We start from the raw sequence: 13740 nt of genomic DNA, 5'->3' as shown, positions 1-13740 counted from the left end.
CGAAGATGTTTAAAACAACACAATCCCGCTTCACCGCAACAATGATCGCGTTCTTTGTTGCGCTTTTACTCGTTACAGTCTGGGTTATTAATCAGTTTGTCGCGCCACAGCTGGTCGATAGCGAAAGCCGTCTGGTTCGCTATCAGGTGGATTCGCTGGCTTCCGGTATCGTTGAACAGATGAACCGCGTTCAGGCCCAGCAGCGCGCCATTACCGAAGCCGCATCCGTCATGGACAGCGCCACCATCGACACCCTGTTACCGACGCTGGTTAACCAGTATCAGGACAGCAATGTGTTTGGTGGCGGGATCTGGCCACTGCCAAATCGTCGTGACCCGGCCAAAGAGAAGGACAGCAGCTTCTTTGCCCGTAATGCCAGCAATGACTTGCAGGTGAACACCTACTGGAACTCCGACGCGGCTGACAAATACTGGGAGCAACCCTGGTACAAAGATGGCATGGCTGCTCCTAAAGGCCAGTGTGCCTGGGCAAAAGCCTATCAGGATGCCGCCAGCCCGCAGCCGCGCACCAACTGCGCTATGGCCATCTACAAGAACGGCACGGCCTGGGGTGTCGCCACCATCGACGTGACGCTGGGGTTCTTTAACCAGCTGGCGAAGCAGATGGGTGAAACCATTCAGGGCAACGTCCTGATCGTCGAAGCCGATGGTAAAGTCGTGGGCAATGGTGCACTGGTGAATGCCGCACCGAAGCTGGAGAACCTGGCTGACGTGCAGATGCCGATGGCAGCACCGCTGAAAACGCTGCTTAACGGTGTTGGCAATCAGCCGCTGGAAACCACCTATGACAGCAGTGAAGGCGAGCAGACGCTGTTCGTGCAGGCCATTCCAGGCAGCCCGTGGTATCTCGCCAGCAGCCTGCCAACCAGCCTGCTGAAAGCGCAGTCGCATAACATGCTGACCCGCCTGGGTCTGGTGCAGATCCCTCTGGCGGTGATCCTGCTGCTGGTGTCGCTGGGCTTTGTCCGCGCCATGATGAAACGTCTTAACGTGCTGAACAGCAATATCGAAGCACTGTCGACCGGTGGTGCCGATCTGACTCAGCGTCTGCCAGCCAGCAACAGCCCGGAGTTCAACGCCGTCGCGCAGAGCTTTAACCAGTTCATCAGCTATCTGCAGGGGCTGCTCCAGCAGGTGGGCGACAGCGCGCTGGCGATCACCGCCGCGTCGCGGGAAATTGCCAGCGGCAACGCTAATCTCTCCTCCCGTACCGAAGATCAGGCCAGTTCGATTGTAGAAACGGCCGCGTCGATGGAGCAACTGACCGGCACCGTGCGTCAGAACGCCGATAACGCCACCCACGCTAACCAGCTGGCAGGCGATGCCTCGCAGGTGGCCGCACGTGGCACCGAAGTGGTCCGTCAGGTGGTGACCACCATGGGCGAGATTCATCACTCATCCCGTAAAGTGGTCGATATCATCAGCGTGATCGACAGCATCGCATTCCAGACCAATATCCTGGCGCTGAACGCCGCAGTAGAAGCCGCACGGGCCGGTGAACAGGGTCGCGGTTTTGCGGTGGTGGCATCAGAAGTGCGCAACCTGGCACAGCGTTCAGCCAACTCGGCGCGTGAGATTAAAAAGTTAATCGAAGAGTCGGTGGCGAACATCGATACCGGCAGCGCGCTGGTCGAGCAGGCGGGTCAGACCATGGATGAGCTGATGAAGGGCGTGAGCAGTGTGACAACGCTGATGAGTGAAATCATGTCAGCCAGCCGCGAACAGAGCCTGGGCATCGAACAGGTTAACGTTGCGATTACCCAGTTGGATGGCACCACACAGCAGAACGCCGTGCTGGTGGAGCAGGTTTCTGCTGCCGCGCAGGCGATGGAATCGCAGAGCACCCAGCTTGAGCGGGTGGTTCAGAGCTTCCGACTGTAATCCCTCTCCAGGCCAGCCTTGCTGGCCTGATTTTCTCCCTGCTTCATCCGCTTATCTCCGCCTGACCCGGGTAAAAAATCCTCGATGATCCGCCCAAACCGATAATTCTGTGCCAGAATAGTTGGGAATAATCTCAAGGAAACGCCATGTCTGCTATTGAAGTTATCCTCGTTGACCACCTCGATCGTCCCACCGGCAAGATGGAAAAGCTGGAAGTGCATGAAAAAGGATTACTGCACCGCGCGGTGACGGTCTACGTCTTCAATTCCCGGCAGGAGCTGTTGCTACAACGGCGTGCCAGCGATAAATATCATTGTGGTGGCTTGTGGAGTAATACCTGCTGTGGTCATCCTTATCCCCATGAATCAACCCGCGACGCCGCCGAGCGCCGCCTGCGTGAAGAGATGGGGATGGTGGTGACGCTGACGCCGGTGTTTGAGCTGAGCTACAACCTGAAACTGAGCAATGGCCTGACTGAACATGAGTATGGTCACGTCTTCTTTGCCGTCTGCGACAGCCTGCCGCAGCTGAATCCGCAGGAAGCGGATGCCTGGGATTATCGCCCGATGGCGCTGATTGAGCAGCAGATGCAGCAGCAGCCACAGCAGTTCACACCGTGGTTTTTGCATACCTTCCCGCGCATCCCGGACTATCTGGAGCAGTTTCCTTTCCCGGAAGTCACCGCATAAAAAAACCGCACTAAGGTGCGGTTTCAATGCTGGCCGGAGAAGTCGGGCCGGGGTAAACAATGCGCCAGGGTTATAAGCCCGTTTGCTCCCTGAGCCGGCGCGCTATCCACGTCCTGACCATTGATTATCGCTGCAGCTCGAAATCTTCCGCATCCACATCATAACCCGACGGTTCCCAGCGGATCGCCAGCAGCGCCAGCAGGCCCGCCAGTGGTGCCAGGAAGATCACCCAGAACACGCCGGTGCCCAGCGCCGCGACCAGCACCGGAAACAGAAACAGCGAAACGGTAGAGCTGCCGCGCATCAGCGTCTGGTTAAAGCCGACACCCACGCCGCGCAGCGACGTCGGATAGCTCAGCGACGCAAAAGTCATGGTATGCGAACCCGGCCCGAATCCCTGTCCAAACAGGAATAGCGCCAGCATGCCGATCGCCAGCGCGGCTTCCTGACCGCCTTCCGGACGACCAATCAGCGCCAGCCCGAGCAGCGCCACGCACTGACAGGCATAACCCGCCACCGACATCTTCCACGCCCCGAGGCGCGGCACCAGCCGCACTGCCAGTATCCCGCCGACAAAGGCAAACAGCAGATTCAGCGCCAGCGACACCAGAATGGTGGTAAGCATTGACTGGGCAAAGAAGCTGGAGATGATCACCGGCAAGCCAAACGCCACCGCGTTATAAGCAAAAGATGAGGCAATGGAAGTGATGGTCGCCAGCAATGTACGGCGGCGATAAACGCCCTGTAACAACGCACCATAGTTACGCCAGCTCGCCTTGCGCACCGGCGTAGCAGGCGTCAGCGCGACGTCGGGCGCCACCTGGGCATTAATACTCCACGCACTGCGTAAAATCGCCGCGGCACCTTTCAGGTCGCCCTGATTCGCCGCCCAAACCGGGGATTCGCTCATGTAACGGCTACGGATGGCGATGATGATAATCGCCGGAACGGCACCAAAACCAAGGATTAGACGCCAGAGCCAGTCGGTGTGGCTTTCGGGTAACACGGCATAGAGCAGCAGCACCAGCAGATAAGAGATACTGATTGCCGCATACCAGGTTGGGCACCACATCGCCACGCTAGCCGCTTTATTTCCCTTGCCACGCAGTCTGGAAAACTCCGCCAGAAACGCCATCGCCACCGGCAGATCGATTCCGACTCCCAGGCCCATCACAAAACGCGCGCCGGCCAGCACATACTCATTGGGGGCAAACGCACAGGCGATAGCCGCCACCACGAAAAAGAACATATCGGCCATAAACACCCGATAACGGCCAATTTTATCCGTGAGATAGCCGCCGATCAGTGCGCCGATAATGGCCCCGAAGGTGATTGCCGAGGCGACCATGCCGGTGCCGGTCGGGGTGAGATTAAATTCGCGCGTGATGTCTTTGATGCCAAAGGCCAGCGCACCCAGGTCGTAGGCGTCAAGGAAGACGCCCCCCAGCGCAATCGCCACCACAATGCGGGCATTATTACGGGCGCTGTCGCCACTGTTCACTAATCGGGAGACGTCAGCTGCGCTGCGGATCCACTGTGTTTCGCCACCGGGCGAACTCCCTGCTGTTGCCACGTGGGCGGAAGAGGTCAGGTCGGACATGATGTTGTGCGTCTTTTATTATAAAAACAGATTTCGGAGAATAGCCGTTTAGACGCCCAGACGTAAATTCATTTAGGTTATATGAGATGAATTTATAATCTCAAATCGTTATCAATTTGCGATAAAGTCAGCTGCATCGCCGCTGCGCCAGGCTACGCTATTAGGGCAGATAATTTCCGCTGCACGCCTTGCCAGCCTCCCGCAGAGTGGCAGGAGGGCAGCCTGAACGCGCAGGCGCACAACGCCTTGTTAATCATCACGCACGAACAAAACGTAAAAACAACACACTGCGATAAGGAAAAAGCCATGGTCAGAATTCGGGGTTGGATGGGCGTCAGCGCTTTGCTGCTCAGCATGGGGATAGCACAGGCGGCGGACCCGGTGCGGGTCGGCTCAAAAATTGATACCGAAGGATCGCTGCTGGGCAATGTGATTCTTCAGGTGCTGGAAAAGCATGGGGTAAAAACCGTCAATAAAATTCAGCTCGGCACCACGCAGGTGGTGCGCGGTGCCATCACGGCGGGCGAACTTGATATCTATCCGGAATATACCGGCAACGGTGCATTTTTCTTCAATGATGAGAAAGACAGCGCCTGGAAAAATGCCACCGAAGGCTACGAGAAAGTGAAGAAGCTGGATGCGGAGAAAAACCATCTGGTCTGGCTGACGCCCGCTCCGGCTAATAACACCTGGACCATCGCTGTGCGAAAAGATCTGGCTGAAAAAAATCAGCTCAACTCTCTGGCGGACCTCAGCGCCTGGCTGAAAAAAGGCGGCACCTTCAAACTGGCGGCCTCAGCAGAATTTATTGAACGCAGCGATGCCTTACCCGCCTTTGAAAAAGCCTATGGCTTTGATCTCAAGCAGGACCAGCTGCTGTCACTGGCTGGCGGCGATACCGCTGTTACCATCAGCGCAGCGGCACAGCAGACTTCCGGCGTAAACGCGGCGATGGCGTACGGCACCGACGGTCCGGTAGCGGCATTAGGTCTGCAGACGCTCAGCGATCCTAAAGGGGTTCAGCCGATTTATGCGCCGACGCCAGTGATCCGTGAATCGGTACTCAAAGCCTATCCACAGATTGCAGAGTGGCTGAAGCCGGTGTTCAGCGCGCTTGACGAGAAGACGCTGCAACAGCTCAACGCCAGAATCGCGGTCGACGGTCAGGATGCCAGCAGCGTAGCGACCGAATGGCTGCAGCAGAAAAAGCTGCTGTAACCGATGCAGATATCGCGGGAAGCGATACGCCGTCCGGTTGAGCAGCCGGTGGCACTGCTGCTGCTGACGCTGCTGACTCTGGCGCTGGTGGCATTGCCGTTTCTGAACTTCGCCCCGAACCGCCTGGTGGCGGGTGAACCGCTGATGGGCTGGCAGATTAGCCGCTTCGGGCTGTTGCTGCTGCCGCTGGTGACGCTGTGGCTGCTGCTGTGGCGGCATCCGACCCGCATCACGCTGATGCTGGCGCTGCTGGCGGCAGAACTGATGCTGGCGGCGATTATCTGGCTCAGCGGTCATCAGGCCACTTTACTCAGCCAGCAGGGCAGCCGACTGGCGCGCACCAGCTTTGCCAGCGGATTGTGGTGCAGCGGCGCGCTGATTCTGCTGCTGATCACCGATCAGGTGCGGCAACTGACCCGCCATCGGCTGGCACAGCTGCTGCTCAATCTGCAGGTCTGGCTGTTGCCGCTGCTGCTGCTGTTCAGTGGCCAGCTCAGCGATCTCTCCCTGCTGAAAGAGTATGCCAACCGCCACGCGGTGTTTGATGCCGCGCTGAGCCGTCATCTCACCCTGCTGGCGGGAACGGTGCTGCCTGCGCTGATGATTGCGCTGCCGCTGGGCGTCACGCTGTTCCGGCGGCCTGGCTGGCAGGGTGGGGTGTTCGGCGTGCTGAATGTGATTCAGACTGTTCCCTCGGTGGCGCTGTTTGGTCTGCTAATTGCGCCGCTGGCCGGACTGGCTCAGCAGTTTCCGTGGCTCGGCGACTGGGGCATCAGCGGCATTGGGATGGCTCCGGCGCTGATCGCGCTGGTGCTTTACGCCCTGTTGCCGCTGGTGCGCAGCGTGGTGGTGGGGCTGCAACAGGTGCCGCACGAGGTGCGTGAGAGTGCACGTGGCGTCGGCATGAGTGGCTGGCAGCAGTTTATTGCGGTGGATGTGCCGCTGGCGCTGCCGGTCTGGCTGGCGGGCCTGCGGGTAGTGGTGGTGCAGACGCTGGGCATGGCGGTGGTTGCGGCGCTGATTGGCGCGGGCGGCTTTGGCGCGATTATTTTCCAGGGACTGCTAAGCAGTGCGCTTGATTTGGTGTTGCTGGGTGTGATCCCGGTGATTGCGCTGGCGGTGGTCATCGATGCGCTGTTCCGCCTGCTGATCTCACTGCTGGAGAGAAAAGATGATTGAGTTTGACGGCGTTTCCCGCGCGTTTAACGGTAAAGCGGCGGTGAAAGATCTGTCGTTACAGGTGGCGAAAGGGGAATTTTGCGTGCTGCTTGGCACCTCCGGTTCGGGCAAATCGACCACCCTGAAGATGATCAACCGGCTGGTGGAGTTTGACAGTGGTGAAATCCGCTTTGCCGGAGAGTCGATTCGTCAGCTCGATGCCCGCACGCTGCGGCGGCGCATGGGCTACGCGATCCAGTCGATTGGCCTGTTCCCGCACTGGACGGTGCGGAAGAATATCGCCACGGTGCCAGTGCTGCTGGGCTGGCCCCGGGCACAGGTCAATGAACGTATCACGGCGCTGCTGGCGCTGCTGAATCTCGATGCGCAGCTGCTGGACCGCTATCCGCATCAGCTCTCGGGTGGGCAGCAGCAGCGCATCGGCGTGGCGCGGGCGCTGGCGGCGGATCCGGAAGTGTTACTGATGGATGAGCCGTTTGGTGCACTCGATCCGGTGACGCGCGGGGTGCTGCAACAGGAGATGTTGCGCATTCATCAACTGTCGGGCCGCACCATCGTGCTGGTGACGCATGACATCGACGAAGCGCTGACGCTGGCAGACCGTATTGTGCTGATGGATAACGGCGAGATTGTTCAGCAGGGCAGGCCGGTGGAGCTGCTGACCCAGCCGAAAAATGATTTTGTGCGCGACTTCTTTGGCCGCAGCGAAATGGGAGTACGGCTGCTGTCGCTGGAGCAGGTCGGTAATGCCGTGCGGCGCGGCGAGTGGCTGCCGGGCGAACCGATAGCTGCGGCACTGACGCTGCGCGATGCCCTGTCGCAGTTTATCGCCCGGCGTACCGATAAACTGCCGGTCATTGACGATCAGCAGCGGCCGCTGGGCGTGCTCCACTTTGGCGATCTGCTGCAACTGCGCGAGGATTTAACATGCGCAGGCTAAGGGATCCGCTGCTGTGGCTGGTGCTGTTCTACGGCGCGCTGCTGACCCTGATGCCTTACAGCGGGCCGCTGTTTCACCGCTGGTTTCCCGAACTGGCGCGGCCTCTCTATCAGCAGGAGAGCTTCTGGCAGCTGACGCTGGCGCATCTGTTTCTGGTGATCACCGCCAGCCTGCTGGCGATTGTGATTGGCATTGGCAGTGGTGTGCTGGTGACGCGGCGGGCGGGGCGGGCCTTCCGGCCGCTGATGGAAACCATTGTGGCGGCAGGGCAGACGATTCCGCCTGTGGCGGTGCTGGCGATTGCGGTGCCGGTGATGGGATTTGGGGCCTGGCCCGCAGTCGTGGCGCTGCTGCTCTACGGATTGCTGCCGATTTTACAGGGGACGCTGGCGGGTATTGATAGCGTACCGGCCAGCAGTCGGGAGATCGCCATCGGGGTCGGCATGAGTAGCTGGCAACGGCTGTGGCAGATTGAGCTGGCGCTGGCTGCGCCGGTCATCATCGCCGGGATACGCACCTCGGTGATCATCAACATCGGCACCGCTGCCATCGCCTCGACGGTCGGCGCGAAAAGTCTGGGATCGCCGGTGATTATCGGCTTAAGCGGCTTTAATACAGCCTATGTCATTCAGGGGGCATTACTGGTGGCGCTGCTGGCGATAGTCAGCGATCGCCTGTTTGAACGCCTGCAGCGCTGGCTTAGCGTGAGTGAACGATGAGAGAGTATCCCACCAGCATCAGTCCGCCGGTGCCGCCTGCCGCCATAATAAAAAACAGCGTGGCGAAGAAAGCTTTTTTACAGTTCATGGGTAAAACCTGAGCTCGTTAACAGTGAGGCGGGGATAATAGCGCGCGCAAGGCAGCAGGCAAAGTGCCCGGCGTGCGTTTTTGTTATCAGGCGGGATCGTGCAACCGCACGGCATAGCCCTGTTCCTGCCAGTGTGACAGCTGTTCCTGCTGGCGGCGGGTCAGTTTTTTACCGGTAAAGACAAACATATTCATGCCGGGAAAGAGTTCAGGACGCGGTAAATCCAGCGGTTCTGCCAGCACATCAATCCGCCAGCCATGCTGCGACAGACGCCAGCCTTCCAGCCAGATGCGGGTACGATCGTCGATACCCCAGCCAATAATCAGCGCATCTTTACCCGATTTTTTGCGGCTGCCGGTCAGGCAGAACGCGACATAATCGATCAGCAAACCATCCAGCAGACTGCACATGGTGCGGGCGGTGTTCTGATCCAGACTCAGCTTCTGGCGCACCGGCATAAAAACATGATCGATCAGCGCATCAATCGGATGTTCGCGACCAATCGCGGCAATTTTATTACGAAGTTTAGCGGGTCTGACGTGACGCAGGACGCTGATCAGCTCATCCTGGAGTGTGGTCCAGCCGTCATGGGCATCAACATCGCCACCTTCCAGCAGTGCCTTAACTTTACCGACCGGCACGCCGCTTTCAATCCAGCGCATGATCTCTTCGATGCGATGAACATCCTCTTCGTCAAACTGACGATGTCCGCCTTCGGTACGTTGCGGCTTCAGTAAGCCATAACGACGCTGCCAGGCGCGCAGGGTGACTGGGTTTATGCCACAGCGCTCGGCGACGTCACCGATACTGTATAAGGTCATAAATTCCTCTTTCGATTGGTCTGAGTGCAATTACCATAACGAAGCCGACTAAGTTGTACAATACATTTCTCGATGTACAACTTGACTGATACGCCGTTTCTCCGTTATATCTCATAAAAGAGAATTTTTCCCAAATATGAGAAATCACCATGTCAGAGCTGAATACGGAGCAACGACTGGCGGTGAGGCTGGCAGAATTACGCCTGCAACGCGGCTGGTCGCTGGATGAACTTGCTGTCGCAACGGGCATCAGTCGTGCGTCATTATCGCGCATTGAGCGAAGCGAGACCAGCCCTACTGCTGCGCTGCTTAACCGTCTGTGTGTTGCCTACGGATTAACGATGTCGCGCCTGCTCAGTGAAGTGGAGGAGGAGTCCAGTTTGCTGATCAGAGATGACCAGCAGCCCGTGTGGCAGGATGAATCCAGCGGATTTATTCGCCGGAATGTCTCACCCCCTGCGCTTCATTTCCGATGCGAACTGATTGAGGGCAAATTACGGCCTGGTGCACGTATAGATTACGATGCGCCACCCATTCAGGGTCTGGAGCAGCATATCTGGCTACGCGAGGGCGGCCTCATCGTCACGATGGGGGCGCAGCAGTGGGCGCTGAAGCCCGGTGATTGCTTACGTTTTCATCTGGTCGGGAAATCGGCTTTTGAGGCGCACCTGACTGACGGCGCGCGCTATTTACTGGTGGTGGCGAAACCATGATCGATTACACAATACTTCGCGCCGACGAAGCGCAACCGCAATTGGATGAACTCACGGCGGTGCTGCAGGCCTGTGTGGCAGACGGCGCCAGCGTCGGTTTTATTGATGCTGAAGACGAAGAGGTGATAACGCGATTCTGGCAGCAGCGGATCGCCGGTCTGGCAGACGGCGACAGCGAACTATTCGTTGCGCGGCAGCACGGTCGCATCGTGGGCACGGTCATTCTCAGTGGCAGCGCGATGCCTAATGGCCGACACCGGGCGGAGATCAGCAAACTGCTGGTGCATCCGCAGGCGCGCCGTCAGGGCATCGCGCGTGAGCTGATGCAGCGCGCTGAGCAGCAGGCCCGTGCGCAGGGCAAAACGCTGCTGGTGCTGGATACGCGCAGCGGCGATGTCGCCAGCGATCTCTATCGCTCGCTGGGCTGGCAGGTAGCGGGGTCGATCCCGTTTTATGCCGAATCCACCGCAGGCGTGCTGGATGCCACCACCTATATGTACAAAGTGCTGGCGTAGCCAGCCGCTAGCTCATGCGGCTGGCCTTTCTTCGTGCCGGACCGGCCCGGGTTGACGGGCTGCCCGCACGACCCTGAAACGGGCAACTGCTGAAATTTACGACGTCGCACGAAAAATTCGGCGCGAAAGCTGACGCCAACAGGATACTGTGTAAAAATACAGGCCATATTTTCGGTGTGGTAACGCAAATCATGGCCCTGACAGCCGCAGTAAAAAGCCAGATAGCGCAGTGGTATAAAGCGCTTCAGCAGCAGGTGCCTGATTTCATCCCGCGTGCGCCGCAGCGCCAGATGATCGCCGAAGTGGCGAAGTGCCTGGCGGGCGACGATTCGCGCCATCTGGCGGTTGAAGCGCCAACCGGCGTGGGCAAAACCCTCTCTTATCTGATCCCGGGCATCGCCGCCAGCCGCGCCCAGGAGAAGCGGCTGGTGATCAGCACCGCCAACGTGGCGCTGCAGGATCAAATCTTCACCAAAGATCTGCCGCTGCTGAAAAAAATCATTCCCGATCTCACCTTTACCGCCGCCTTTGGTCGCGGGCGCTATGTCTGTCCGCGTAATCTGGCGGCGATGGCGGCTGATGACGATGAGCAGGGCGATCTGCTGCTTTATCTGGACGATGACGCCGTCAGCAGCACTAAAGAGGAGCAGACGCAGTGTGGCCGGTTGCAGAAATCGCTGGATCGCTATCAGTGGGACGGCCTGCGCGATCACAGCGACGAGAACGTCAGCGACAGCCTGTGGCAGCGGCTCTCCACCGACAAAGCGAGCTGCCTTGGCGCACACTGTCGCTGGTATCGTGAATGCCCGTTCTTTGTGGCGCGGCGCGAAATCGAGCAGGTGGATGTAGTGGTGGCGAACCATGCGCTGGTCATGGCCGCAATGGAGAATGAGTCGGTGCTGCCACCGGCAAAAAACCTGATGCTGGTACTGGATGAAGGGCATCACCTGCCGGAAGTGGCCCGCGATGCGCTGGAGATGAGCGCCGACATCACGCCGGGCTGGAGCAGCCTGCAGCTTGACCTCTTTATCAAGCTGGTAGAGAGCATTATGACGCAGATGCGGCCAAAATCGCCGCCGCCGCTGGCTAACCCGGAGCGGCTGAAAGCGCACTGCGATGAGCTGCGCGAACTGCTGACGATTACCGCTCAGGCGCTGAATCCGCTGCTGCCACCGCATAACCAGCCGGGCGAATTCCGCTTTGTGCTGGGCGCGTTGCCGCAGGAGCTGCTGGATCTCTGCGCCCGGCTCTTTAAGCTCAGCGATGCGCTGCGCGGCCTGAGTGAAGGTTTGATTAATGCGCTGAGCGAGCAGACCGGCAAGGTGGATGTGGTGCGACTGCATCGCAATCTGCTGCAGCTCAATCGCCAGTTTGGCTGGTTCGAATCGGTCAGCAAACTGTGGCGGCTGGCGGCGATGGAAAAAGCCTCTGGCGCGCCGGTGTCAAAGTGGATCACCCGCGAGCTGCGTGAAGGTCAGGCGCACCTGCTGTTTCACTGCGCTGGCATCCGCGTCAGCGACCAGCTGGAGAAGATGCTGTGGCGTAAAATTCCGCACGTGGTTGTGACCTCCGCCACGCTGCGATCGCTTAACAGTTTCAACCGCCTGCAGGAGATGTCGGGACTCAGCGAGAAGGCGGGCGACCGCTTTGTGGCGCTGGACTCCCCGTTTAACCACGTGGAGCAGGGCAAGCTGGTGATCCCGCAGATGCGCTATGAGCCGCTGATGACGCACGAAGCGGAGCATATCGCGGAGATGGCCGGTTTCTTCCGGCAGCAGATGGCGGAGAAAAAGCACAAAGGCGTGCTGGTGCTGTTTGCCAGCAACCGGGCGATGCAGCAGTTTGTCGCCTGTCTGCCCGACCTGCGCCTCTCAATGCTGGTTCAGGGCGATCAGCCGCGCAGCCGCCTGGTCGATCTGCATCGTCAGCGCGTCGCCAAAGGGGAAACCAGCATCCTGATTGGCCTGCAGTCGTTTGCCGAAGGGCTGGATCTTAAAGGCGATCTGCTGAGTCAGGTGCATATCCATAAAATCGCTTTTCCCCCGGTAGACAGTCCGGTAATTTTGACCGAAGGCGAGTGGCTGAAAAGCCTGAAACGCTATCCGTTTGAGGTGCAGAGCTTACCCAGCGCCTCTTTTACCCTGATTCAACAGGTCGGACGCCTGATTCGCAGCCATCAATGTTATGGCGAAATCGTCATTTACGACCGCCGTCTGCTGAGCAAATCTTACGGCAGCCGGCTGTTAGCGGCGCTGCCGATCTTCCCGATTGAGCAGCCGGAAACGCCAGAGCCGGCAGCGATACCGGCCACCGTGGTGCCAAAAAACACGGTGCGTAAACGACGTCCCACGCGGCGCTGAGCCGCGCACTTAACCGGAAGCGAGTGATGGAACTGAATAAAATCATTAAAGAGATTGGTCGCGGTAAAAATCATGCCCGCGATATCGACTTTGATACTGCCGTGGCGCTCTATGGCGCGATGCTGGCGGGCGAGGTGCCGGACCTGGAGCTGGGCGGCATTCTGATTGCGCTGCGTATTAAAGGCGAAGGCGAAGCGGAAATGCGCGGCTTTTATCAGGCGATGCAGGCGCAGATGATGCAACTGCAGGCGCCGGAAAACCGCCCGATGCCGGTTGTGATCCCCAGCTACAACGGAGCGCGTCGGCAGGGCAATCTCACGCCGTTGCTGGCGCTGTTGCTGGTAAAACTTGGCTTCCCGGTGCTGGTGCATGGCGTCAGCGACGACGCGACGCGCATCACCAGTGAAGCGGTGTTTGCCGCGCTGGGTATTACCCCCGTCACCACCGCAGAGGCGGCGCAGGCAAAACTCGATCAGGGCGAACTCGCCTTTATCACCATCGATCATCTCTGCCCGCCAATGGCGAAACAGCTGTCGCTGCGCTGGCGAATGGGCGTGCGTAACAGCGCGCATACGCTGGCAAAACTGGCGACCCCGTTTGCCGAACGTGCGGCGCTGCGTCTGTCGAGCGTGTCGCATCCGGAGTATGTGCCGCGTGTGGCGAAATTCTTCAGTGACATCGATGCGCCTGCGATACTGCTCAATGGCACCGAAGGGGAGGTCTATGCCAATCCACAGCGCTGCCCGGCGATCAGCATGATTCAGGGCGCAGGCGCGGAAGCGGAAGTGTGGGTTGAGCGTCAGCCCGAAGTGGCCGTTGAACTGCCGGCCGATAAGACGGCAGAGGTAACCGCGCGCTGGATTGAGCAGGTGCTGAATCAGCAGCGGCCGGTGCCCGCATCACTGCGACTGCAGCTCGCCTGCTGCCTGCGCGCCAGCGGCCAGTGCGACTCGCTGGCGGCGGCAGAGCAGCAGATCCTCGCCGCCGGTTACTGAC

Annotated in this window: 12 protein-coding genes; 10 read left to right on the top strand and 2 right to left on the bottom strand. The window is 59.1% G+C overall.

The features are described from left to right. The first annotated feature begins 5 nt into the window (after positions 1-5). Entirely contained in the window at positions 6-1901 is a 1896-nt protein-coding gene (locus ACVKSX_RS07010; protein ID WP_033779530.1) for a methyl-accepting chemotaxis protein, read from the top strand. Positions 1902-2047: 146 nt separating this feature from the next. After that, positions 2048-2590 carry an isopentenyl-diphosphate Delta-isomerase gene (gene idi / locus ACVKSX_RS07005; RefSeq protein WP_050679469.1) on the top strand — a complete coding sequence of 181 codons (543 nt, stop codon included), beginning with the start codon at positions 2048-2050 and terminating at the stop codon, positions 2588-2590. Between the two features lie 124 nt (positions 2591-2714). Here the strand turns inward: idi and ACVKSX_RS07000 are convergent, their stop codons facing one another. Further along, on the bottom strand, positions 2715-4190 hold the full coding sequence (locus ACVKSX_RS07000; RefSeq protein ID WP_132498877.1) for an MFS transporter: 1476 nt from the start codon (positions 4188-4190) through the stop codon (positions 2715-2717). Positions 4191-4496: 306 nt separating this feature from the next. On the opposite strand from ACVKSX_RS07000, the gene osmF reads away from it, so the two are divergent. Genes osmF through ACVKSX_RS06980 form a run of 4 tightly spaced genes read left to right on the top strand, consistent with a single transcriptional unit; the run spans position 4497 to position 8246 of the window. Next, a complete protein-coding gene (osmF, locus tag ACVKSX_RS06995; RefSeq protein ID WP_022625994.1) occupies positions 4497-5408 on the top strand; it encodes a glycine betaine ABC transporter substrate-binding protein OsmF in 912 nt (303 codons plus the stop codon). A gap of 3 nt (positions 5409-5411) precedes the next feature. After that, a complete protein-coding gene (locus ACVKSX_RS06990; protein ID WP_191917189.1) occupies positions 5412-6587 on the top strand; it encodes an ABC transporter permease in 1176 nt (391 codons plus the stop codon). After that, a complete protein-coding gene (locus tag ACVKSX_RS06985; RefSeq protein ID WP_010254263.1) occupies positions 6580-7527 on the top strand; it encodes an ABC transporter ATP-binding protein in 948 nt (315 codons plus the stop codon). Before ACVKSX_RS06990 ends, ACVKSX_RS06985 begins: the two co-directional genes overlap by 8 nt. Next, the gene (locus ACVKSX_RS06980) at positions 7515-8246 is read left to right on the top strand and encodes an ABC transporter permease (RefSeq protein WP_010669716.1); all 732 of its coding nucleotides are present in this window, start codon (positions 7515-7517) and stop codon (positions 8244-8246) included. Before ACVKSX_RS06985 ends, ACVKSX_RS06980 begins: the two co-directional genes overlap by 13 nt. Before the next feature lie 175 nt (positions 8247-8421). Here ACVKSX_RS06980 and ACVKSX_RS06975 read toward each other — a convergent pair whose 3' ends face one another. After that, a complete protein-coding gene (locus tag ACVKSX_RS06975; RefSeq protein ID WP_010254274.1) occupies positions 8422-9156 on the bottom strand; it encodes a MerR family transcriptional regulator in 735 nt (244 codons plus the stop codon). A gap of 149 nt (positions 9157-9305) precedes the next feature. On the opposite strand from ACVKSX_RS06975, the gene ACVKSX_RS06970 reads away from it, so the two are divergent. The 4 genes from ACVKSX_RS06970 (at position 9306) to ybiB (ending at position 13739) form a co-directional block, all read left to right on the top strand. Further along, positions 9306-9869 (top strand): helix-turn-helix domain-containing protein, encoded by a 564-nt coding sequence (locus tag ACVKSX_RS06970; RefSeq protein ID WP_010254278.1) that lies wholly within the window; start codon positions 9306-9308, stop codon positions 9867-9869. Further along, entirely contained in the window at positions 9866-10384 is a 519-nt protein-coding gene (locus tag ACVKSX_RS06965) for a GNAT family N-acetyltransferase (RefSeq protein WP_010254281.1), read from the top strand. The genes ACVKSX_RS06970 and ACVKSX_RS06965 overlap by 4 nt, the downstream gene beginning before the upstream one ends. 191 nt (positions 10385-10575) lie before the next feature. Continuing rightward, the gene (dinG, locus tag ACVKSX_RS06960; RefSeq protein WP_010254283.1) at positions 10576-12744 is read left to right on the top strand and encodes an ATP-dependent DNA helicase DinG; all 2169 of its coding nucleotides are present in this window, start codon (positions 10576-10578) and stop codon (positions 12742-12744) included. Positions 12745-12770: 26 nt separating this feature from the next. Further along, positions 12771-13739 carry a DNA-binding protein YbiB gene (ybiB, locus tag ACVKSX_RS06955; protein ID WP_010254284.1) on the top strand — a complete coding sequence of 323 codons (969 nt, stop codon included), beginning with the start codon at positions 12771-12773 and terminating at the stop codon, positions 13737-13739. Position 13740 lies beyond the last annotated feature (1 nt).

The organism is Pantoea sp. PvP021 (assembly GCF_054056055.1).
The sequence above is the reverse complement of the archived record's forward strand: the minus strand, read 5'-3'. Positions and strand labels throughout refer to the sequence as shown.

Excerpts from the sequence above, each read along its gene's own strand:
- ACVKSX_RS07000 (WP_132498877.1), bottom strand. The coding sequence starts at position 4,190 with ATGTCCGACCTGACCTCTTCCGCCCACGTGGCAACAGCAGGGAGTTCG.
- ACVKSX_RS06975 (WP_010254274.1), bottom strand. The coding sequence starts at position 9,156 with ATGACCTTATACAGTATCGGTGACGTCGCCGAGCGCTGTGGCATAAAC.
- ACVKSX_RS06965 (WP_010254281.1), top strand. The coding sequence starts at position 9,866 with ATGATCGATTACACAATACTTCGCGCCGACGAAGCGCAACCGCAATTG.
- osmF (WP_022625994.1), top strand. The coding sequence starts at position 4,497 with ATGGTCAGAATTCGGGGTTGGATGGGCGTCAGCGCTTTGCTGCTCAGC.
- ybiB (WP_010254284.1), top strand. The coding sequence starts at position 12,771 with ATGGAACTGAATAAAATCATTAAAGAGATTGGTCGCGGTAAAAATCAT.
- dinG (WP_010254283.1), top strand. The coding sequence starts at position 10,576 with ATGGCCCTGACAGCCGCAGTAAAAAGCCAGATAGCGCAGTGGTATAAA.
- ACVKSX_RS07010 (WP_033779530.1), top strand. The coding sequence starts at position 6 with ATGTTTAAAACAACACAATCCCGCTTCACCGCAACAATGATCGCGTTC.
- ACVKSX_RS06990 (WP_191917189.1), top strand. The coding sequence starts at position 5,412 with ATGCAGATATCGCGGGAAGCGATACGCCGTCCGGTTGAGCAGCCGGTG.
- idi (WP_050679469.1), top strand. The coding sequence starts at position 2,048 with ATGTCTGCTATTGAAGTTATCCTCGTTGACCACCTCGATCGTCCCACC.
- ACVKSX_RS06985 (WP_010254263.1), top strand. The coding sequence starts at position 6,580 with ATGATTGAGTTTGACGGCGTTTCCCGCGCGTTTAACGGTAAAGCGGCG.
- ACVKSX_RS06980 (WP_010669716.1), top strand. The coding sequence starts at position 7,515 with ATGCGCAGGCTAAGGGATCCGCTGCTGTGGCTGGTGCTGTTCTACGGC.
- ACVKSX_RS06970 (WP_010254278.1), top strand. The coding sequence starts at position 9,306 with ATGTCAGAGCTGAATACGGAGCAACGACTGGCGGTGAGGCTGGCAGAA.